This window comes from Formivibrio citricus, from assembly GCF_900115065.1.
Taxonomy (GTDB): Bacteria; Pseudomonadota; Gammaproteobacteria; order Burkholderiales; family Chitinibacteraceae; genus Formivibrio; species Formivibrio citricus.
In genome coordinates, this window is sequence record NZ_FOVE01000016.1 from 73,720 (window position 1) to 95,611 (window position 21,892).

General features: G+C 60.8%; 20 protein-coding genes. 9 read left to right on the forward strand and 11 right to left on the reverse strand.

All coding sequences use genetic code 11. The features are described from left to right. The first annotated feature begins 79 nt into the window (after positions 1–79). The 4 genes from BMZ36_RS11010 (at position 80) to creD (ending at position 6,008) form a co-directional block, all read left to right on the forward strand. Complete coding sequence (locus BMZ36_RS11010; protein WP_091196163.1) at positions 80–2,293, forward strand: RelA/SpoT family protein; 2,214 nt, start codon at positions 80–82, stop codon at positions 2,291–2,293. Further along, on the forward strand, positions 2,290–2,985 hold the full coding sequence (gene creB / locus BMZ36_RS11015; RefSeq protein ID WP_091196164.1) for a two-component system response regulator CreB: 696 nt from the start codon (positions 2,290–2,292) through the stop codon (positions 2,983–2,985). Before BMZ36_RS11010 ends, creB begins: the two co-directional genes overlap by 4 nt. Beyond that, on the forward strand, positions 2,976–4,397 hold the full coding sequence (gene creC / locus BMZ36_RS11020) for a two-component system sensor histidine kinase CreC (protein ID WP_091196167.1): 1,422 nt from the start codon (positions 2,976–2,978) through the stop codon (positions 4,395–4,397). Before creB ends, creC begins: the two co-directional genes overlap by 10 nt. A gap of 246 nt (positions 4,398–4,643) precedes the next feature. After that, positions 4,644–6,008 carry a cell envelope integrity protein CreD gene (creD, locus tag BMZ36_RS11025; protein WP_091196169.1) on the forward strand — a complete coding sequence of 455 codons (1,365 nt, stop codon included), beginning with the start codon at positions 4,644–4,646 and terminating at the stop codon, positions 6,006–6,008. Between the two features lie 45 nt (positions 6,009–6,053). On the opposite strand, the gene dacB is transcribed toward creD, so the two are convergent. Continuing rightward, entirely contained in the window at positions 6,054–7,535 is a 1,482-nt protein-coding gene (dacB, locus tag BMZ36_RS11030) for a D-alanyl-D-alanine carboxypeptidase/D-alanyl-D-alanine endopeptidase (protein WP_091196172.1), read from the reverse strand. Positions 7,536–7,553: 18 nt separating this feature from the next. On the opposite strand from dacB, the gene dnaX reads away from it, so the two are divergent. The 4 genes from dnaX (at position 7,554) to BMZ36_RS11050 (ending at position 11,529) form a co-directional block, all read left to right on the forward strand. After that, entirely contained in the window at positions 7,554–9,212 is a 1,659-nt protein-coding gene (dnaX, locus tag BMZ36_RS11035; protein ID WP_091196176.1) for a DNA polymerase III subunit gamma/tau, read from the forward strand. 24 nt (positions 9,213–9,236) lie between these two features. Continuing rightward, positions 9,237–9,566 (forward strand): YbaB/EbfC family nucleoid-associated protein, encoded by a 330-nt coding sequence (locus BMZ36_RS11040; RefSeq protein WP_091196179.1) that lies wholly within the window; start codon positions 9,237–9,239, stop codon positions 9,564–9,566. 77 nt (positions 9,567–9,643) lie between these two features. Further along, a complete protein-coding gene (gene recR / locus BMZ36_RS11045) occupies positions 9,644–10,240 on the forward strand; it encodes a recombination mediator RecR (protein WP_091196183.1) in 597 nt (198 codons plus the stop codon). Between the two features lie 224 nt (positions 10,241–10,464). Continuing rightward, the gene (locus BMZ36_RS11050) at positions 10,465–11,529 is read left to right on the forward strand and encodes a type II asparaginase (protein ID WP_091196187.1); all 1,065 of its coding nucleotides are present in this window, start codon (positions 10,465–10,467) and stop codon (positions 11,527–11,529) included. A gap of 63 nt (positions 11,530–11,592) precedes the next feature. Here the strand turns inward: BMZ36_RS11050 and purT are convergent, their stop codons facing one another. From purT to gyrA, 9 genes are read right to left on the reverse strand one after another with little or no spacing between them, the layout of a single operon-like run. Beyond that, positions 11,593–12,789, reverse strand: coding sequence for a formate-dependent phosphoribosylglycinamide formyltransferase (gene purT, locus BMZ36_RS11055; protein WP_091196253.1), 1,197 nt, complete (start codon positions 12,787–12,789; stop codon positions 11,593–11,595). Positions 12,790–12,806: 17 nt separating this feature from the next. Then, positions 12,807–13,007 (reverse strand): DUF3460 family protein, encoded by a 201-nt coding sequence (locus tag BMZ36_RS11060; protein ID WP_091196191.1) that lies wholly within the window; start codon positions 13,005–13,007, stop codon positions 12,807–12,809. An 11-nt stretch (positions 13,008–13,018) separates the two neighbouring features. After that, positions 13,019–14,119 carry a histidinol-phosphate transaminase gene (gene hisC, locus BMZ36_RS11065; RefSeq protein WP_091196195.1) on the reverse strand — a complete coding sequence of 367 codons (1,101 nt, stop codon included), beginning with the start codon at positions 14,117–14,119 and terminating at the stop codon, positions 13,019–13,021. Positions 14,120–14,135: 16 nt separating this feature from the next. Continuing rightward, entirely contained in the window at positions 14,136–14,744 is a 609-nt protein-coding gene (locus BMZ36_RS11070) for a GNAT family N-acetyltransferase (protein WP_091196199.1), read from the reverse strand. Then, the gene (locus tag BMZ36_RS11075; protein ID WP_091196202.1) at positions 14,729–15,301 is read right to left on the reverse strand and encodes an LOG family protein; all 573 of its coding nucleotides are present in this window, start codon (positions 15,299–15,301) and stop codon (positions 14,729–14,731) included. Before BMZ36_RS11075 ends, BMZ36_RS11070 begins: the two co-directional genes overlap by 16 nt. Further along, positions 15,298–16,371 carry a prephenate dehydratase gene (gene pheA, locus BMZ36_RS11080; RefSeq protein WP_091196206.1) on the reverse strand — a complete coding sequence of 358 codons (1,074 nt, stop codon included), beginning with the start codon at positions 16,369–16,371 and terminating at the stop codon, positions 15,298–15,300. Before pheA ends, BMZ36_RS11075 begins: the two co-directional genes overlap by 4 nt. 27 nt (positions 16,372–16,398) lie before the next feature. Beyond that, complete coding sequence (locus BMZ36_RS11085; protein WP_091196210.1) at positions 16,399–16,821, reverse strand: PaaI family thioesterase; 423 nt, start codon at positions 16,819–16,821, stop codon at positions 16,399–16,401. Beyond that, positions 16,821–17,285: a PaaI family thioesterase gene (locus tag BMZ36_RS11090; protein ID WP_245747905.1), complete on the reverse strand. Its 465-nt coding sequence runs from the start codon at positions 17,283–17,285 to the stop codon at positions 16,821–16,823. Before BMZ36_RS11090 ends, BMZ36_RS11085 begins: the two co-directional genes overlap by 1 nt. A gap of 3 nt (positions 17,286–17,288) precedes the next feature. Continuing rightward, a complete protein-coding gene (gyrA, locus tag BMZ36_RS11095; RefSeq protein WP_091196213.1) occupies positions 17,289–20,003 on the reverse strand; it encodes a DNA gyrase subunit A in 2,715 nt (904 codons plus the stop codon). Positions 20,004–20,330: 327 nt separating this feature from the next. Here gyrA and BMZ36_RS11100 point away from each other — a divergent pair, with 327 nt between their 5' ends. Next, positions 20,331–20,981: an OmpA family protein gene (locus BMZ36_RS11100; protein ID WP_091196217.1), complete on the forward strand. Its 651-nt coding sequence runs from the start codon at positions 20,331–20,333 to the stop codon at positions 20,979–20,981. Positions 20,982–21,049: 68 nt separating this feature from the next. On the opposite strand, the gene BMZ36_RS11105 is transcribed toward BMZ36_RS11100, so the two are convergent. After that, positions 21,050–21,892 (reverse strand): pyruvate kinase (locus tag BMZ36_RS11105; protein ID WP_245747906.1); only part of this gene is annotated, 843 nt, incomplete at its 5' end.

Below are 21,892 nucleotides of genomic sequence, written 5' to 3' on the forward strand. Positions count from 1 at the left end.
GGCAACATGCCCTTATCCTGTAATCTGATATTAGGATTACCCCAACAAGAACTGGTTCAAGAATTTCACAAGATTAAAAATGGTAGCCGTCACCCGCCCTCTCGCCCAATCCATCGCCGAAGCCGACAACCCACAACACTGGCTGAAAGATCTGTCCAGCCGCTATAGCCAACAGGAGTTGGAAAGGATTTCTGCGGCGCTGCACTGGGCGCAGGATGAGTATCGCGACAAGACCTATGAAGACACCGGCTGCCCGCTGCTGCGCCACGCCATCGCCAGTGCTTCGATTGTCGCGGACCTCCGTCTTGATGCCGATTCGGTCATCGCCACCTTACTGTTTGCGATGCCGGACATCAAGCCGGATGTACTGGCAACCATCGAACAACGCTTTGGTATCGCAGTCGTCAAGCTGATTGAGAGCATCCGCAAGATTCGCGAGCTGGTTTCGGTATTGGGCACACCGCACAACCACAAACATCCCGATGCTGCCCAGCAGATCGAAGCCCTGCGCAAGATGATTCTTGCTCTCGTGGAAGACATTCGCGCCATCCTGATCCGGCTTGCCTGGCGTACCCAGACCATGCATGCCGTTGCCAAGGCGCCTGACGACGTACGCCGCCGCATCGCGCAGGAAACGCGTGACCTGTATGCGCCGCTCGCAAACCGGCTGGGCGTCTGGCAGATCAAGTGGGAACTGGAAGACCTGACTTTCCGCTACCTCCATCCCGAGCCCTACAAGCGCATCGCCAAGCTGCTCGACGAACGGCGCGTAGACCGCGAGAACTTCATCAATGAAGTGCTTTCCACTCTGCGCCGCGAACTGAATGCCGCCGGCGTCAAGGCCGACCTCATGGGCCGCCCCAAGCACATCTACAGCATCTGGAAAAAGATGCAGCAGAAGAAGCTGGATTTTTCCGAGGTCTACGACGTGCGCGCAGTCCGCATCCTGGTCGACGACCTCAAGGATTGCTACACCGCGCTGGGCATCGTCCACCACCTCTGGCAGCCGATTCCGGGCGAGTTCGATGACTACATTTCGCACCCCAAGGGCAATTTCTACCGCAGCCTGCATACCGCCGTAATCGGCCCGGAGGACAAAGCGGTGGAAGTGCAGATCCGCACCTTCGAGATGCACGAACACGCTGAATACGGCGTGGCCGCGCACTGGCGCTACAAGGAAGGCGGACAAGGCGACAGCAAATACGAGGAAAAAATCGCCTGGCTACGCCAGTTGCTGGACTGGCGCGAAGACATGGCCCAAGGCGGCAATCTTGCGGACGCCTTCAAGTCGGAACTCTTCGACGACACCATCTACCTGCTTACCCCCGCAGGCCGCGTGGTCGCGCTGCCCAAGGGCTCCACGCCGGTTGATTTTGCCTATCACGTTCATACCGATCTGGGCCACCGCTGCCGCGGCGCCAAGGTCAACGGCCAGATCGTGCCACTCTACACGGCACTGGAAAACGGCCAGCGCGTGGAAATTCTGGCAGCCAAGGAAGGCGGCCCCAGCCTCGACTGGCTGCATCAGGGCTACGTGAAGAGCCATCGCGCCGAACAGAAGATTCGCCACTGGATCAGGCAACAGAACCAGGACATCGCCATCGAAGCGGGCCGCACCCTCTTCGAACGCGAAGCCTCCCGCGCCGGCGTCACCCATCACAGCAAGCTCGAAGCCATTGCCGCGCGCCTTGAGCGCAAGAGCATCGAAGACGTTTATCTGGCGCTCGGTCACGGCGAGATCAGCCTGCGCGAACTCGCTGCCACACTGACCTCGGTCATGGAGCCCCCAGCCCCGCCGATGCCGATCAATCCCGACGACCTGATCCGCGCCGCGCGCGCCGACCAGCAAGGCAAGGGGGTATTGATCGAAGGCGTCGACCAGCTCATGACACTGCTGGCCAAATGCTGCAAACCGGTGCCGCCCGATCCCGTCATCGGTTTCGTCACCAAAGGGCGCGGCATCTCCATCCACCGCACCGACTGCCCGACCCTGAAACGTCTGGCTGCCGCCTCGCCCGAACGCCTGATCCGCGCCGACTGGGGCAAACCGCAAGCCGGACAGGTTTTCGCCGTCGAAATCCTCGTCGAAGCCCACGACCGCCACAGCCTGCTGCGCGATCTTTCGGAAGTATTGGCACGGGAAAAGATCAACGTCACCGCGGTCAACACGCTCTCCAAGGACAACCGCGCCCAGATGCGCTTCACCATCGAGATTCGCGATACCGACCAGTTGCAGCGAATCTTCGTGCGCTTGTCCGAGGTGGTTGGCGTCATTCATGTATACCGGGTATGAGTCTCTTGGGTGCTGTGCTCGTTGTCGAAGACGAAGCCGCCATTGCCGACACCCTGCTCTATTCCCTCAAGGCTGAGGGCTTTGCCACGGAATGGGTCACGCTCGGGCGCGACGCGCTGGCACGCCTAGCTCAAGGCGGAATCGACTGCATCTTGCTGGACGTCGGTCTGCCGGACATGCGCGGCTTCGATGTCTGCCGCGAACTGCGCAAAACCAGCGATGTTCCGGTTCTGTTCCTGACCGCGCGCTCGGATGAAATCGACCGTATCGTCGGGCTGGAAATCGGCGCTGACGATTATGTAACCAAGCCCTTCAGCCCGCGAGAAGTGGCCGCACGCATCAAAACCATCCTGCGCCGGGCTGCACGCCAGATAACATCTGCCCCAGAATCCGCAGCACTGGCGCTGGATCGCGCCGGCGGGCGCATTACCTGTCACGGTCAGCCGCTGACCCTCACCCGCTACGAATTCCTGCTGCTCGCCGAACTGATCGAACACCCGGAGCGCATCTTCAGCCGCGCACAACTGATGGACCGCATTTGGCAGGATGCACTGGATACCGACGAGCGCACGGTCGATACCCACATCAAGACCCTGCGCACCAAACTGCGTGCCGCAGTGCCGGACTTCGACCCGATCATCACCCACCGCGGTCTGGGTTACAGCCTGAGCCGGATTCCGCCATGCGCCTGAGCCTGCGCCTGCTGCTCGGTTATTTTCTGATCGTTGGTGTCGCCGCCTGGTTCGTGCTGAACGTGTTTGTCGATGAGGTAAAACCCGGCGTGCGCCAAGCTATGGAAGACACGCTGGTCGATACGGCCAGCCTGCTCGCGGAAATTGCCCGTGACGATCTTGTTGCCGGCAAACTTCCCTCCGGCCGCTTTGCCTCGGAAGTAGAGCGCTATCTGGCCCGCCCGCAGCAGATGCGCCTGTGGGGCATGCTCAAAGACGAGCCGGGATTCCGTATCTACGTCACCGACGACAAGGGCATTGTCCGCTTCGATTCCAGTGGCGAAGCGCTTGGCAAGGATTATTCGCGCTGGAACGATGTCTACCTCACGCTACGCGGCCAGTACGGTGCCCGTACCACCGTGGAAGACCCGGAATATCGCGACTGGACCGTCATGCACGTCGCCGCGCCAATCCGCGACGGAGACCGCATCGTCGGCGTGTTGACCGTCGCCAAACCCAACCGCTTGGTGCAGCCGTACATTGAACGCAGCGAAACGAAAATCCGCCGTGCAGGTTGGCTGTTGCTCGGTATTACGCTCGCCATCGGCTTGATTGTCGCACTCGGTCTGCACCATAACCTGCAAAAGCTGGAAGCCTATGCTGCTGCAGTCTCGCGCGGCGAACGCGCCGATCTACCCAAGCTCTCGGTCAAGGAATTGCGCACACTGGGCGCAGCGCTGGAGGCGATGCGCGAACGACTAGAAGGCCGCCAGTACGTGGAGCAATATGTCGCCACGCTGACCCACGAAATGAAAAGCCCGCTCACCGCCATCCAGGGCTCGGCAGAATTGCTGCAAGACCCTGCCATGCTGGAAGACGACCACGCCCGTTTTACCGGCCATATCCGCGAACAGGTCGGGCGACTCAAATCGCTGATCGAACGCATGCTGAACCTCGCCAGCATCGAACACCGCCGCCGGCTGGAAAGCGAAGAAGAGCTTGATCTGTGCGAACTGGTCAAAGAGGTGGCCAGCCAATTCCAGCCCCAGCTCGCGGCACGCAAATTGCATATTACCCTGCCGCAAGATGCAGCCGTCCCGGTACGCGGCGAAGCCTTCCTGTTGAAACAGGCGATAGCCAACCTGCTCGACAATGCCATTGCCTTCAGCCCGGAAAACGGCTCGCTCGAATTCTCGGTGCAAGCCGATCCTCCGGCATTGACCCTGCGCGACCATGGCCCCGGCATCCCTGACTATGCCCAGAATCAGGTGTTCGAACGCTTCTACTCCCTGCCCCGCCCGGACGGCAGCGGCAAGAGCACCGGACTCGGCCTGGCTTTTGTGCGCGAAGTAGCGCTATTGCATGGCGGAACTGTCACGTTGAGCAACCATCCGGACGGTGGTGCCGTAGCCACGATGACTTTCCGGTCCTAGTGGTCAGTCACACAGGTTTGCGTAGATGCCGAGGCGCGCATCCGCGCCCCAGTCGCGCGAAGCGAACCGCAGCCATAGCACGGCTATGGCGAGGATGCGCGACAAAGCGAATGGGGATGCGGAACGTGCCGAACATAGGAGAATCTGTGTGACTGACTACTAGCACACACAACTTCACTTTTACCCCATTCGCTCCTCACATATGGCCATTAACCTGATGCTGTTACTCACAGTCAGGAGGCCATCATGCAAAGAACTTTGTTATCCAAGGCAGCGTTGATTTTTGTGCTCATGCTGCTGTTGCTGATTCCGCTCATGTTCATCAAGAACGCCATTTCCGAACGCGCTACGAGGCGCGATCAGGTACAGCAGGAAATTGCCGGCAAGACCAGTGCTCGCCAAACCGTGGCGGGGCCGTTGATTGTCTTGCCCTACAAGCTATCCAAAACCGTGCTTGAAAAAGACAAGGACGGACGTCTCAGCACACGGATTCAGGAAACGCTGGAAACCGCCTATCTGTACCCGAAAAAGCTGGAGATCAAGGGCCAAGTCCAGACCGAAACCCGCAAACGCGGCATTTTCGAGGCGCTGCTTTACCAGAGCGATCTGGATTTCGCCGGGGAGTTTCAGGTTTCTCCACACGCCGGAATCAAAACCACGCCAGATGCGCGCATCGAATGGCTCACGCCTTCGGTGGTGGTTGGGCTATCCGACAACCGCGGCATTGTGAATGCACCGGAAATCCGCCTCGGCAACCAGACCCTGACTTTCGCGCCGGGGCAAGGCGTGCGCGGTCTGGGTAATGGAATTCATGCCGACATCAAGCTGCCCGTCGCCGAAGGCGGATCGCTGCCTTTCTCGTTCAAACTGAAACTGCGCGGCACACGCTGGCTCGGCTGGTTGCCAATGGGCGAAGACACCAAGGTTTCAATCACCTCGCCCTGGCCCCATCCGAGCTTTGGCGGGCACATGCTTCCGGCCAGCCGTGAGGTATCGGAATCGGGCTTCACTGCGCACTGGCAGGCCAGCCACCTAGCCACCAATTTGCCGCAACACCTGTCACAGATACTGGCTCAGGAATCCGGCAACAAATCGACTGCGGCAAGCCATGTCGAGCAACTTGCCAGTGGCATCACGTTCACTCAACCCGTGGACATTTACCAGCAAACCGAGCGTTCCGCCAAATATGGTTTTCTGTTCGTGATGCTGACTTTTGCCGTATTCGCGCTGTTTGAAGTCCTGAAAAGTCTGCCGATCCATCCAGTGCAATACGGGCTGGTCGGCATTGCCCTGGCGCTGTTCTTCCTTCTGCTGCTGGCCTTGTCCGAGCATCTGTCATTCCGGATTTCCTACCTGATTGCGGCCCTGTCCTGCGTCGGCCTGATCGGTTTTTACCTGAGTAGCGTGCTGCATTCGAAATTGCGCAGCCTGATCTTCAGCGGCTGGCTGGCGCTACTGTATGCCGCGCTCTATGGCCTGCTGGTTTCCGAAGACAACGCCTTGCTGATGGGATCGATGCTGCTCTTCCTGCTGCTGGCCTGCGCCATGGCGATTACGCGGAAAGTGGATTGGTACGGCCTGGGTAAAGTACAGAACACCGTTCAGTCTTGAGGTGTATGGGCCGGATAGCCTCCGGCCTTTTTTCTGCGCTCCCGTTCAACGAGCCGCCTTGCGCATGCCCACACTCCGCAACACCTCATCCAGCACCGTCTTACCTCCGACCTTTGCATACGGATGATTGATCACGGCAGCCACGGCCCAGACGCTGCCGTTCTGGCCTCGTACATACCCAGCCACGCTGCGTACGCCCTTGAGGGTGCCGGTCTTGATGTGCGCTTCGCCAGCGAGCGGTTCGCCAACCAGGCGTTTTCTCATGGTGCCGTCGATGGCCACAATCGGCAGCGTGGAAATGAATTCCGCAGCCCAGGGTCCGCGCCAGGCGTGGGCCAGCAGGTCGGTCAGGTGGCGGGTGCTGATGCGCTCGTTGCGCGATAATCCCGATCCGTTTTCCAGTACCAGCTCCGGCCAGCTCCAGCCTTGGGATGCTACCCAGCGCCGCACGACGGCATTGGAGCGGCTTGGCGTATCCGGGCCGTCCGTCTCTCGTCCGAGTGCTGCGCCCAGCGTGAGATAGACCTGCCGCGCCATGGCGTTGTTGCTGTACTTGTTGACGTCGCGCAGCATGAGGGGCAATGCCGGGGAGCGGCTTGTAGCCAATACCTGCGCCTGCGCCTGTGCCTCGCCCTGGCGCACGCCGCCGCGCCAGATTCCGCCCGATTCGCGCCACAGTGTCTTGATCAGGCTGGCAGTGTACGTTTGGTGATCAAGCAGCGCGATATGGCGCACGGCGGCGCATCCTGCCGGCATTTCGCCTGCGAGCATCACTTTTACGCCGTTGCCCGTATCCTCGACTTTCGCTTCCAGTTCGTCCGGCCAGCGCTCGCATGTTCTCGTTCCCGTTATCCGGGCATGGTTTTCCAACCCTACTTCAGGCAAATGGGGATCGAGTGAAGCTACCGCCTCGCCTTTTTCCGCCCGCACGCTCAGGCGCAAGGATTTGAAATTGACCAGCAGCGCATCGGGCGTCACCAGATAAGGGCGATCCGGCTGGTTGCCGTCGTCGTCAAATTCCTTGTTGGCCACAGGCAAACGGAAATAACTGCGGTCGAGCACCAGATCGCCGCGAATCTCGCGCACGCCGCGCGCACGCAGATCACGCAGCAGGAGCCAGACCCGCTCCATCGTGAGCTTGGGGTCGCCGTAGCCCTTGAAGTAAACATCGCCTTGCAGGATGCCATTGGCGGGGGCTTCCAGGGCGCGGATTTCCGTCGTCCACTCGTAGGCCGGCCCCAGCAAGTCCAGCGCCGCGTGGGTGGTCACCAGCTTCATCAGTGAAGCGGGGTTGACCGGCGCATCTGCATGTTGATGGAATGCCCGCCCCTTGCCCTGTAGCGGCACCACGGAAATGCTCAGGGCACTGGCGGGAATGCGCGCCTGGCGCAGGGCTTTTTGCACGGTGGGCGGCAGCGATTCCGCATGCGCCAGTTGGGTACTCATGAACACCAGGGAAGCGAGCAGACCGATCCAGACGGAAAATCGGCAACGGAGTTTGTCTTTTGCTTCTGCTTGGTGCGTCATCTGCTAGAATCCCGGCCTATGGCCTATCAAGTTCTGGCGCGCAAATGGCGCCCTAAAAATTTCGCCCAGCTCGTGGGGCAGGAGCACGTGATCCGTGCGATTGCGAACGCCTTCACCAGCGAGCGGCTGCATCACGCCTATTTGCTGACCGGCACGCGCGGCGTGGGCAAGACCACCATCGCGCGGATCATGGCGAAGGCGCTCAACTGCGAGACCGGCATCACGGCAGAACCGTGCGGCGTGTGCTCGGCCTGTACGCAGATCGACAGCGGGCGCTTTGTCGATCTGCTGGAAATCGACGCTGCGTCCAACACCGGCATCGACAACATCCGCGAAGTGCTGGACAACGCCCAGTATGCCCCGACCACCGGCCGCTTCAAAGTCTACATCATCGACGAAGTGCACATGCTCTCCAAGAGCGCCTTCAATGCGATGCTGAAGACGCTGGAAGAGCCACCCGGCCACGTCAAATTCATTCTGGCAACGACCGACCCGCAGAAAGTGCCGATCACCGTCTTGAGCCGCTGTCTGCAGTTCAGCCTGCGGCAGATGACACCACAGCAGGTCGCCGGCCACCTGCATCATGTTCTGACACAGGAAGGCATTCCGTTCGAGCCCAATTCGCTCAATCTGCTCGGCCACGCCGCGCACGGTTCGATGCGCGATGCGCTGTCGCTGCTCGACCAGGCCATCGCCTACGGCGCCGGCAGCGTCGAGGAAGCCGGTGTGCGCGCCATGCTCGGCGCGGTGGACCAGAGCTACCTGTTCGACATCCTCGCCGCACTGATCGCCAAGGATGGCGCCCAACTCATGGTTGCAGCCGACAGCATCGCCAGCCGCGGCTTGTCCTATGAAGCCGCGCTGCACGAACTCGCGCACCTGCTGCATCTCGTCGCCGTGGCCCAACAGGTGCCGGGCGCCATAGCGGACGACCTGCCGGCGCGCGACAACATCCTGTCCGTCGCACAAGCGCTCTCGCCGGAAGACACCCAGCTCTATTACCAGATCGCGCTGCATGGCCGCCGCGACCTTCCGCTGGCGCCCGACGAATATGCCGGCTTTACCATGACGCTGCTGCGCATGCTGGCCTTTGCACCGGCGCAACCGGGGCAAGTCACTCTGTCGCAGCCGACCCCGGTCGCGGCAAACCCGGCACCGGTTGCTCGCCCGACGGCACAGCCGCCGCAGGCAACACCGGTTCAGGTCCCACCGGCAGCAGAAGCCGCCGCACCAGACGCGCCCGCCGAAACCAATCTGCCGTGGGCGCAGGAAGCGCCGGCTGAGACCAGCGCCCCGCGCGACTTCGATGGCAACTGGCGCGGGCTCGTCAGCCAGCTCAAGCTCGGCGCGGCCGGGATGCTGGCACAGCATGCCGAAGTCAGCGCCTACGACGCCGACAGCATCTCGCTGCGCGTGGCCGCCGAACACCGGGCAGTCGCCACCCGCGACTACCAGGAAAAGCTGAAAGATGCGCTGGCAGCCCATTTCGGCAAGCCCGTCGCACTGAAAGTGGAAATCAGCGAAGCCGTGGCCGACACACCCGCAGCGCAAAATCAGCGCGAACGCGCGGCACGCCAGCTTGAGGCCGAAGATTCGATCCAGAACGATCCCACCGTACAAGCTTTGGTCCGCGATTTTGGCGCGACCGTGGTTCCCGATTCGATCAAACCGCTATAAACCAACCTGATTCAAGGAGCAGACATGTTCAACAAGGGCGCACTGGGCAACATGATGAAACAAGCCCAGCTCATGCAAGACAACATCAAGAAGGCGCAGGACGAACTCGCCACGGTCGAAGTCGAAGGCCAGTCCGGTTCCGGCATGATCAAGGTCACCATGACCTGCACCAACACCGTCAAGCGCATCAGCATCGACGAAAGCCTGATGGGCGACGACAAGGACATGCTCGAAGACCTGATCGTCACCGCGCTCAACGACGCCCAGCGCAAGGCCGAAGCAGCCACGCAGGAGCGTATGTCCAAGGCCACCGCCGGCATGCCGCTGCCGCCGGGCATGAAGATGCCTTTCTGATCCTGCCGTGAGGTGTGAGGAGCAAGGAGTGAGGTGAAAAACCCGTTCCTGCAACTCGCACCTCCATCCTCATTACCATGTCCACCCCACCCCCTCTCCAGACCCTGATCCAGGCACTGCGCGTGCTGCCCGGCGTCGGCCCCAAGTCGGCAACCCGCATGGCCTACCACCTGCTGCAACGCGATCCAGTTGGCGCCGGCAAGCTGGCCCAGGCCATCGGCGAAGCATTGGGCAAGCTCCGTCATTGCCAGTGCTGCAACACGCTCACCGAGGCCGAAATCTGCGAAATCTGCACCGACCCCGGCCGCAACCGCAAACAGCTATGCGTGGTCGAAATGCCAACCGATCTCTTGATGCTGGAGCAGACGCTGGCCTTCCACGGACTGTATTTCGTGCTGATGGGCCGGCTCTCACCCTTGGATGGCATCGGCCCGAAAGACATCGCGTTGGAGCCGCTGTTGAAGCGTGCAACCGACGGCTGCGTGGAAGAAGTGATTCTGGCAACCAACTTCACCGCCGAAGGCGAAGCCACATCGCACTATCTGGCAGAAATGCTGCGTGCCCGCGGGCTGAAGGTCAGCCGCATCGCACGCGGCCTGCCGGTCGGCGGCGAACTGGAGCACGTCGATCCGGGCACCATTGCGCAGGCGCTGATTGAACGGCGCAACGTATAGCCTCCCATTGCAATCCTGACGATGCCGCGAAATTTCGCGGCATCGTTGTTTCTGCCAGTCAAAAAACGTGAATCTGACCACATGCAGGAAATCCCCAACCGTCTTTGTCTCCGCTGGGGCGGTATGCTAGTCGGCGTTGCAATTGACTCTCATCCAGGGTCGATTGCGGCATCAAAACAAAATCAACAAATAACCGACACCTACAACTCAAGGAGTTACCAGAAATGAAACTCAGAAACCTCTTGTTGAAAACGACCGCAGGTTGCGCAGCCCTGCTCGTTTCCTTTTCTTGCTGGGCCGACAAGCCCAACATCGTGATCCTGGCAACGGGCGGCACGATTGCCGGTGCAGGCGCCACGGCCGCCAACAGCGCCACCTACCAGGCCGCCAAGGTTCCTGTGGACAAGCTGATCGCCGGGGTTCCGGAACTCAAGGACGTTGCCAACGTGCGCGGCGAACAGGTTTTCCAGATCGCCTCGGAAAGCTTCACCAACGCACACCTGCTCAAGCTGGCAAAGCGGGTTTCCGCCTTGGCCAAACAAGCGGATGTTGACGGCATCGTGGTCACCCACGGCACCGATACACTGGAAGAAACCGCCTTCTTCCTCAACCTGACCGTGCATACCGACAAGCCCATCGTCGTGGTCGGTTCCATGCGCCCCGGTTCGGCCATGTCTGCCGACGGCATGCTCAACCTCTACAACGCCGTGAACGTGGCCGCCGCCAAGGATGCCAAGGGCAAAGGCGTGCTGGTCACCATGAACGACGACATCCAGTCCGGCCGCGACGTGAGCAAGATGGTCAACATCAAGACCAACGCTTTCTCCAGCCAATGGGGCGCGCTGGGCATGATCGTCGAAGGCAAGACCTACTGGTTCCGTGCTCCGGTAAAGCGCCATACCATGAACAGTGAGTTCAACATCGACAAGATCGATACCCTGCCGCAAGTGGAAATCGCCTATGCCTACGGCAATGTCGGCCCGGCTGCCTATGAAGCCTTCGCCAAGTCCGGCGCCAAAGCCATCATCAATGCCGGCACCGGCAATGGCTCGGTGGGCAACACCATGGTTCCCGTGTTGCAAAACCTGCGCGCCAAGGGTGTGATCGTCGTACGCGCTTCCCGCGTACCGGATGGCTTCGTCCTGCGCAATTCCGAACAGCCTGACGACAAGTACGACTGGGTCGTGGCCCATGACCACAAGCCGCAGAAAGCCCGCCTGCTGGCTGCGCTAGCTTTGACCAAGACCAGCGACACCAAGGAACTGCAGCGCATCTTCTGGGAATATTGATTTCCCCGCCATGAAATGACAAAGGCCGCAATCTGCGGCCTTTGTCATTTCTGAAACGCTGGATCAGGGTTTAACCGGTTTCACCTGCGCCGCCGCATGGCGGGCGCGCTCGCGGGCTTGGTCGACATCCGCTCCTGCGGCCAGCGCCACGCCCATGCGTCGTTTTGAAAAAGCCTCGGGCTTGCCGAACAGGCGCAGGTCGGCACGCGGTACGGCCAGTGCCTCTGCGACGCCTTCATAGGCGATGCCGGTTTCATCCATGCCACCGTAAATCACCGCGCTCGCGGCCGGGTCGCGCAGGGATGCATCGACCGGCAGGCCGAGAATGGCGCGGGCATGCAGTTCGAATTCGGAAAAACGCTGGCTCATCAGGGTCACAAGACCCGTATCGTGCGGGCGCGGGCTGACTTCCGAGAACCACACCATGTCGCCCTTGACGAACAACTCCACACCAAACAGGCCGCAGCCTCCCAGTGCCTCCGTTACTTTCTTGGCAATGATCGTGGAACGTTCCAGCGCAATCGGGCTCATCGGTTGCGGTTGCCAGCTTTCGATGTAGTCGCCGCTCTTTTGCAGGTGGCCGATGGGTTCACAGAAACAGGTTTCGATCTCGCCCTCTGCGTTGCGGGCACGCACCGTCAACAGCGTGATTTCGTAATCGAAATCGACGAATCCTTCGACGATCACCCTGCCCTGATTAACACGCCCGGCGCTCGCGGCGTATTCCCATGCTGCATCCACGTCCTGCGCGGACATCAGCATCGACTGCCCCTTGCCGGAAGAGGACATCGTCGGCTTCACCAAGCATGGAAAACCGATAACCGCCGTCGCGGCGCGCAATTCTTCGAGGCTGCCCGCAAAGCGGTACGGCGAAGTCGGCAGCTCCAGCTCTTCGGCCGCCAGCCGGCGAATGCCTTCGCGGTTCATGGTCAGGTTGATGGCGCGAGCGTTGGGCACGACCTGCGCCAGCCCTTCCGCCTCGATCCGGCTCAGTTCCTCGATCGCGATGGCCTCGATTTCCGGGACAATCAGGTGCGGCTTTTCCGTCTCGACCAGCGCACGCAAAGCGGCTGCATCGGTCATGCTGATGACGTACGAACGATGCGCAACCTGCATCGCCGGGGCATTCGGATAACGGTCGACGGCGATCACTTCGACGCCGAAGCGTTGCAGGGCAATCGCGACTTCCTTGCCCAGCTCGCCGCTGCCCAGCAGCATGACACGGGTGGCCGACGGCGAGAGCGGGGTGCCGATTCGCATGGTTTTCTCCTGCAATTTCAATTGGTCAGATACGGATAAGGCTTTTGCCCGACCCTGGATTGGTCGTAGCTGCGCCATTCTTCTTCGTTCAGCGCACCCTTGTCCCAGAGCAGCGCGAACCCGTCGATCTGGCTTTGCGCGACATCCGGATGCGCCTTGAGATAATCGTTCATGAAAGTCGCGAACTCGGAAACGTAACGCGGTTTTTGGCCAAACATGATTGCCTCCTTCAAACCTTCATGGCTTCTTCAAGCACTTCGATGAAGCGCGCATTTTCTTCCGGCAGTCCGATCGACACGCGCAGGCTGTTGGGCATATTGTAGCCGCCCAGCGGGCGCACGATCACGCCGCGCTCCAGCATGAAGCGGTTGAGCATCTGCGCATCGCCGCAATGGAAGGTCACGAAGTTGCCGTAGCCGGGAATGAACGGTACACCCATGCGCACGAAGGCTGCCGTGATCTGCTTCATACCTTCGTTGTTGATGCGCACCGATTCGCGCAGGAATTCCTCGTCGTCGAGCGCAGCGCAGGCTGCGGCTTGGGCCAGGCTGTTCACGTTGAAGGGCTGGCGGATGCGGTTCACGATGTCGGCCACTTCCGGGCTTGCCAGCGCAAAACCGACGCGCAAGCCGGCCAGACCGTACGCTTTGGACAGCGTGCGCGTGATGATGATATTGGGGTACTTCTTCAGCCAGCCCAGCGAATCCGGGCGACGCTCCGGCGCGAGGTACTCGGTATAGGCTTCGTCCAGAACGATCAGCACGTTCTTCGGGCATTGCTCGAAGAACTCCACCAGATCGCCGGGGCGCGCCAGCGTGCCGGTCGGGTTGTTCGGATTGGCGATCCACACAATCTTGGTCGAGGGCTCGATGGCTGCGCGCATTGCGGACAAATCATGACCGTAGTCAATAGCGCGGACCTGGATTCCGCGCGCGCCGGTCGCCTGAACGGCCAGCGGGTAAACCGCAAAAGCATACTGCGAGTAGACCGACGAATCGCCCGGCACGAGGAAGGCATGCGCAATCATTTCCAGCAGATCGTTGGAGCCGTTCCCCAATACGATCTGCTTCTGCTCAACGCCAAACTTCTGCGCAATCTTGGCCTTGAGCTCGAAACCGTTGCCGTCCGGATAGCGCGAGATGTCCGCCAGTTCCCGTTCCATGGCCGCACGCGCCTTGGGGCTGATGCCGAGCGGATTCTCGTTGGAAGCCAGCTTGACGATTTTGGCCGGATCAAGCCCCATCTCGCGGGCAAGCTCGGAAATGGGTTTGCCGGGCTGGTAAGGCGCAATGGCCCGAATGTATTGCGGTGCGAGTTCAGCGAGAGACATGATTTTCCTTTCCGGTTCAGGCCAGCTTTTTCACCATGCGATAGCTGGCGGGCAAATTGAAGGGTTCCAGCATCGGCACGCGGGTTTCGGTCACTATCTCGAAACCGTGGCGCAGGTAAAAGCGCACCGCGCCGGGGTTGCCGCTGTCCACGTCGGTATGCAGCTCGGTCGCGCCCCGCCGCAACGCGGTGCCGGCAATGTCCTGCAAGATCAAGCTCCCGGCACCCCGCCCGCGCAAGCGGGACGCGACCGCCAAGGTGCGCAGATACCAGGCTTGTGCAGGGATATGCGGAAACAGCCAGGCCAGTTTGGCGCTGCGACCCAGGCATTCATCGTCCGCGGCAAGCAGTGCTTCATCGGTTTCATCCAGCACTGCGGCCTGTTGCGCCGGGTAATGGCTGGCCAGCGCCGTCAGTTGGCCCGTTTCTAACCAGACCGTCATGCCGGCATGACTCAACGAGCCGGTTTTCTCCAGCCACAGCCGGTTTAAGGCAGACAAGGCCGCGCGCTCCGAAGCAAACAGGAAATCGTAATAAGGCGGATCGGAATCGTAGACGAGGCGGGAGGCCACCAGCGCGTCGTCCGGCTGCCCGCTCCGCTTCGACAGCGTCAAACCCGCGCCCACGCGCCCTCCCCGCCCTGCGGCAGCAAGGCGAGATCGTCGAGCAGCTTTGCCGGCGTTTCCTGCATCTGCAGGAAAGTGCTTTCGGTCTCGCCCACGAAGCCCTCTTCGACCGCGCGCGCCACAAAACTTTTCAGGCCGGAGTAATAACCATCGACATCGAGCAAGCCGATCGGTTTGCCGTGCAGACCGATTTGCCGCCAGGTCAGGATCTCGAAAAGCTCGTCGAGCGTACCGAATCCGCCCGGCAATGCGATAAAGGCATCGGCTCGATCGGCCATCTGCGCCTTGCGGGTATGCATCGAATCGGTCACGTGCAGCTCGGTCAGACCCGGCATGGCCAGTTCCCGCGCCACCATGAAATCCGGAATCACGCCGACAACCTTGCCGCCAGCAGCAAGGCAGGCATCGGCGACAACGCCCATCAGGCCGACATGGCCGCCGCCGTAGACCAGCGTCAGGTCACGCTTAGCCAACTCAGCGCCCAGCTCGCGCGCAGCAGCGGCATACGCCGGGCGGTTGCCGTGCCGGGCGCCGCAGAAAACAGCGACCGATTTCACAGCACCGCCACCGGGTAGGAACCCAGAACCTTCACAAAGGCCGCGACATCGCGCAGTTCCTGCAAGGCGGCCTGCAAGGCAGGCTCGCTGGCGTGGCCTTCCACGTCGACGAAGAAGAGGTATTCCCAAAGGCCGGTCCGGCTCGGGCGGGATTCGAACTTGGTCATGGAAACGCCGTGCCGTGCCAGCGGTTCGACAACCGAATGCAGCGCACCGGGTTTGTTGGGCGCGGAAATGACCAGCGAAGTCTTGTCGCGACCGCTCGGCACCGTATCCTGGTAACCGAGCACCAGGAAGCGGGTGGTGTTGTTCGGTTCGTCTTCGATGGAATCGGCCAATTTCAGCAGGTTGAAGCGTTCGCACGCCGCATCGCCGGCAATGGCTGCGGAACTCGGATCAAGGCTCGCCAGACGCGCTGCCTCGGCATTGCTGGCCACCGAAACGCGCTCGACGTCGGCCGGCAGGTTCTTGTTCAGCCATTCGTGGCACTGTGCCAGGCTCTGCGCATGCGAATACACGCGCTGGATGCCTTCGCGGCCTTCGACCGCGCGCAGCAGGTGTTGGTGGATGCGCAACACCACTTCGCCGCAAGCTTTGAGCGACGTGTTGACCATCAGATCAAGCGTGCGGCCCACGGCGCCTTCGGTCGAATTCTCCACGGGCGCGACCACGTAATCGGCGTTGCGCGCCTCGACCATGCGGAAAGCCTCGTCAATCGAGGCGCAGGCTTGCGTGCAGGCTGCATGGCCGAAATGCTTGACCGCCGCGGATTGGCTGAACGTCCCGGCCGGGCCAAGGTAGGCAATCGTCAGCGGGCGCTCCAGCGCCAGGCACGCCGACATGATCTCGCGGAACAGCTTGGCAATCGCCTCATCGGGCAGCGGCCCCTGGTTGAGCGACTTGAGCCGGGTCAGCACCTGTGCCTCGCGCTCGGGCCGGTACACCACGCCCTCGCCCTTGATCACGCCGATTTCATGCGCATGCATCGCGCGTTCGTTGAGGAGTTTCAGCACCTCGGCATCGATGGAATCGATGGCGTTGCGGTGGGATTTGAGAAGTTCGTCGCTCATGGTCTAGCTCGCAAGAAATATCAGTGATCAAGCCAAAAGATAATGTGCCCGCGCCGTGGCCACCGGGCGGGCAGCATCCGCCTGCCATGCGGTGATCAGCACGTTGGCCACCCTCATCCCCTGCCGCACGATCTCGCAACGGGCGAAAAGATCCTGCGGGCCGGCGGAGCGCAGGTAGTCAATCGAGAAATCCACAATCTTCGGAATACCCTCGGCCTCGCGCGCCCACATCAGATGCAGGATGGCGGCATTTTCCAGAAAACCGCCGATCACGCCGCCATGCAGCGCGGGCAAACGGGCATTGCCGATGTTGGCAGGCCGGTAAGGCAATACGAACAGCGGGGCGGATTCGCTCTCCCGGCATTCGATGCCGAGAAAGCAGGCATAAGGAATCGCCGCCACGGCTTGCTGCAGATCGGCAATGGAATTGATGGCGGAGATGGATTGCATCAGTTCGCCCCTTCCGCTGGCATGGCAAGCCGCATGTAGGTCGCGACCGCATGCGCGACGGGTTTTTCCGGGGTCTCCTGATAGACGACACCGCGCGTAAAGGCGATCTGGCTCGTCAAACGGTAGCACTCGGCCTGGCAATACAGCGGGCTGTCCGGCTGGGCCGGGCGCAGGTAATCGAGACGCAGATCGAGCGTGGCGATGGATTCCCGTTCATTGAGCCGGGAAAAAATCGCCATCGCTCCGGCCATGTCGGCCAGCGTCGTGACCACGCCGCTATGCAGCACGCGGCTGAACGGATCGCCGACCAGCTCAGGCTTGAAAGGCAAGGCCAGTGTGACCTTGCGATCCTCGTCCAGCGCATGAAACTGCAGCCCCAGCGCCGCGCAATGCGGCAATCCCAGCGCGATCTGCACCATCTGCTGGAAAAAACCGGACGCGGCTACCGGCTGCATTTCTTGCATGGCTTACTCGGTCTGCGGTGATTCGTTGCCCGAAGTTTCGTCGTCCGCTTCGGTGTCGCAACCTTCCTCGTCGGAATCCACTTCGCAGACACGCTCAAGGCCCGACAGCTTTTCGCCTTCGTCGAGATTGATCAGACGCACGCCCTGCGCGGCACGACCGGTTTCGCGAATCTGCTCGACCGGGGTGCGGATCAGCACGCCTCCGGTAGTAATCAGCATCACGTCGTCGGTTTCAGCGACCAGCGTTGCCGCCACCAGCTTGCCGTTGCGCTCGCCGGTATCGATGGCAATCACGCCCTGCGTACCACGACCGGAGAGGCGGTAGTCGCCAACCGGGGTGCGCTTGCCGTAACCATTTTCAGTGGCGGTCAGCACTTGCTGGTCGTCGCGCTCGGCAACCAGCAAGGAAATCAGCTTCTGGCCTTCCAGGAGCTTCATGCCGCGCACGCCCTTGGAGTTGCGGCCCATCGGGCGAACCTTGCTCTGGTTGAATCGCACCGACTTGCCGGCATCGGAGAACAGCATGACCTGATCACCCTCTTCGGCTTGCGCGCTTTCGTCCAGTTGGTCTTCGTCCTGAATATGGTCTTCTTCCGAGGCCTGATCGTCGTCAACGACAGGCGCACCGGGGGCGCCACGCGTCAGCGCCACGCCGATCAGGTAGTTACCCTCTTCGAGATTGATCGCGATGATGCCGCGCTTCATCGGGCGCGAGAACGCGGTCAGCGGCGTCTTCTTGACCGTGCCGTCGGCAGTGGCCATGAACACATACTGGTCCTCGGTGAACTCCTTCACCGGCAGGATGGCGTTGATCTTTTCGCCCTCTTCCAGCGGCAACAGGTTCACGATCGGCTTGCCGCGGCTGGTACGTCCGCCCTGCGGCAGCTCGTAGACCTTGATCCAGTACACGCGACCACGCGAGCTGAAGCAGAGAATGTAATCGTGCGTGTTGGCCACGAACAGGTTGTCGATGAAATCGTCTTCCTTGGTCGCCGCCGCCTGCTTGCCGCGACCACCGCGACGCTGGGCACGATACTCTTCGGCCGGCGTGGCTTTCATGTAGCCGGTGTGGGTCAGCGTGACCACCATGTCTTGCGGGGTGATCAGGTCTTCGATGCTGATATCGCCACCGAAAGCAACGATTTCTGACTTGCGCACGTCGCCGTAAGCCGCCTTCACTTCGTTCATTTCATCAGAAATGATCTGCGTCACGCGTTCCGGCTTAGCCAAGATATCGAGCAGATCAAGGATCTTCTCCATCACTTCCTGGTACTCGCCAACAATCTTGTCTTGTTCAAGGCCCGTCAGGCGTTGCAGGCGCAGCTCCAAAATGGCTTGCGCTTGCACTTCGGAGAGACGATAGCCTTGCGCGCTGTAGCCGAACTCTTCCGCCAGCCCATCAGGACGCGAAGCAGCAGCATCGGTGCGCGCCAGCATTTCGCCGACCAGACCGGAACTCCAGGTACGCTCCATCAAGCCGGCTTTGGCTTCCGGAGGGGTGGCAGCAGCCTTGATCAGCGCGATGATTTCGTCGACATTGGATAGCGCAACGGCCAAACCTTCGAGGATGTGCCCGCGTTCACGCGCCTTGCGCAGTTCAAATACCGTGCGGCGGGTAACGACTTCGCGACGGTGACGCAGGAAGCATTCGAGCACCTGTTTCAGGTTCAACAGGCGCGGCTGGCCGTCGACCAGCGCAACCATGTTGATACCGAAACTGTCCTGCAACTGGGTCTGTTTGTAGAGGTTGTTGAGCACGACATCGGGCATTTCGCCGCGCTTCAATTCGATCACCACGCGCATGCCGGATTTGTCCGACTCGTCGCGCAGCTCGGAAATGCCTTCGATCGACTTTTCGCGCACCAGCTCGCCGATGCGCTCCAGCAGACGCGCCTTGTTCACCTGGTACGGCAGTTCGTCGACAATGATTGCTTGGCGGTCAGCGCTTCTCGGTATGTCTTCGAAGTGCGTGCGCGCACGCATCACCACGCGGCCGCGGCCGGTACGGTAGCCCTCGCGCACGCCGCCGATGCCGTAAATGATGCCGGCAGTGGGAAAGTCCGGCGCCGGGATGATGTCGATCAACTCGTCGACGGTCATTTCCGGGTTTGCCAAGAGCGCCAGCGCACCGTCGATCACTTCGTTGATATTGTGCGGAGGGATATTGGTTGCCATACCGACGGCGATACCGGACGAACCGTTGATCAGCAGGTTCGGCACACGGGTCGGCAGAACGGTCGGCTCGAGTTCCTTCTCGTCGTAGTTCGGCGTGAAGTCGACAGTTTCCTTGTCGATATCGGCCAGCAATTCGGAGGAAATCTTGCGCAGGCGACACTCGGTGTAACGATAGGCTGCCGCCGAGTCGCCATCTATTGAGCCGAAGTTGCCCTGACCGTCGATCAGCGTGTAGCGCAGCGAAAAATCCTGCGCCATGCGCACCAGCGCTTCGTACGCGGCCGAATCGCCGTGCGGATGGTATTTACCGAGCACGTCACCGATCACGCGGGCGCATTTCACATAGGCGCGGTTCCAGACATTGTTGCTCTCGTGCATGGCAAACAAGATACGCCGATGCACAGGCTTCAGTCCGTCGCGAACATCGGGCAATGCTCGCCCCACGATCACGCTCATCGCGTAATCGAGATAGGAACGGCGCATTTCCTCTTCGAGACTGACGGGGATGGTTTCCTTGGCAAAACTCTGGATTTGTTCAGACATCTTCTAGGCCGGCAATTTTGAAGTTAATGCCCGTTCTTCCATGCCGCTCACAGCGAGGCAGACAGCAAGATCCGGGAAAGCGGGAAGTTTACCACGCCGCCACTCCCGCTCCAATCGCACCTGGCTCGAACCGCCCTCTCATGTGCGGTTTATCGCCCCGAATAACAAATTTACTTGGAATATCGGCAATTCCGGTTTGCCTTCCTTTCGCTTCGGGTACTAGAATTCTTTCCTGAAGCCTCGCAGATATTTCAAGGGCGTCCATCGCATGCAACTTGGAATACCCGGGCCGGACTTTCGATAACAATCCAGTTGGAGAAGCAACCTATGAAGCACACCCTCAAATACCTCGCTGTTGTCGCTGCATTTGGCCTTTGCGCAAGCGCTCAAGCCGACGTGGGCAAGACTGCTGCCTATGTCGAAGGCACCACCGCGGCCACCGTCTGGAAGAGCAACTTCGGCGAATGCTGGCGCACCGGCACCTGGACCAAGGAACAAGCCGTAGTTGAAGGTTGCGACGGCTACGTGAAGCCCGTTGCCAAGCCCGCCGTGGTCGCCAAGCCGGCACCGGCTCCGGTTGCCGACGCACCAGCCGCAACCAAGTTCACACTCAAGGCTGACGTGCTGTTCGACCTGAACAAGTCCACCTTGAAGCCTGCAGGCAAGGCCGAGCTGGACAAAATGACGGCAGACCTCAAAAAAGTTGCCACCAAAGACAAAACCATCAAGGTTATCGGCCACGCCGACCGTCTGGGCAGCGCTGCCTACAACCAGAAACTGTCTGAAGCCCGCGCCAAGACCGTTGCAGCCTACCTGAAGACCAAGGGCGTCAACGGCGCCAAGGTTGTCACCGAAGGCAAGGGCAAGACCGCTCCGGTTACCGGCAACAAGTGCGACAAGGTCAAGCCGAAGTCCAAGCTGGTTGCCTGCCTGGCCCCGGATCGCCGCGTCGAAATCGAAGTCAGCGGCACCAAGTAATTCCCGCCGGCTCGAAATACAAAACCCCTCGCCGTGGCGAGGGGTTTTGTATGCACAACACCAGAGGATCAAACCACGGGACGGTCGCCCACTTTCACGATCTTCATGCTGTTGGTTCCTCCCATCACGCCTACCGCATCCCCAAACAGGAAGATGACGGAATCCCCTTTCTGGACCACGCCGCGACGCAGCATTTCCACCTCGGCGCGCACGATCTGTTCATCGTGATCCAGCGTGGCATTATCCAGGCGCAGCGGATGCACATCGCGATACAGCGCCATGCGGCTGTAGGTCTTGTCTTCCGGCGTGAAGGCGTAGATCGGCACGCCGCAGGCAAAGCGCGATACCCACAGCACTGAGGTGCCCGATTGCGTCAGTACACCGATCGCCTTGACGTTGAGACGGCTGGCGGCGTACAGCGCCGACATGGCGATCGCCTGCACGGTGCGGGAGAATTCGCCGCCGCGCAGCACATCTTCGGAAATCTTGCTCTCTTGCGATTTCTCGGCTTCGACGCAGGTGCGGGCCATGACTTCGACGGTTTCGACCGGGTATTTGCCGGCGGCCGATTCGGCAGAGAGCATGACGGCATCGGTGCCGTCCAGCACCGCATTGGCGACGTCGGAGACTTCGGCGCGGGTCGGGACCGGGTTTTCAATCATCGATTCCATCATCTGCGTGGCGGTGATGGTGAGTTTGTTTTTCTGGCGCGCGAGCTTGATCATTTTCTTCTGCAACGCCGGGACGGTGGCTTCGCCGACTTCGACCGCAAGATCGCCGCGCGCAACCATGATGCCGTCGGAGGCTTCGAGGATTTCTTCGAGGTTGGCAATGGCTTCGGTGCGTTCGATCTTGGCAATGAGTTGCGCAGTGCCGCCGGCGGCGTGCAGCAGGGTGCGGGCCATGTACAT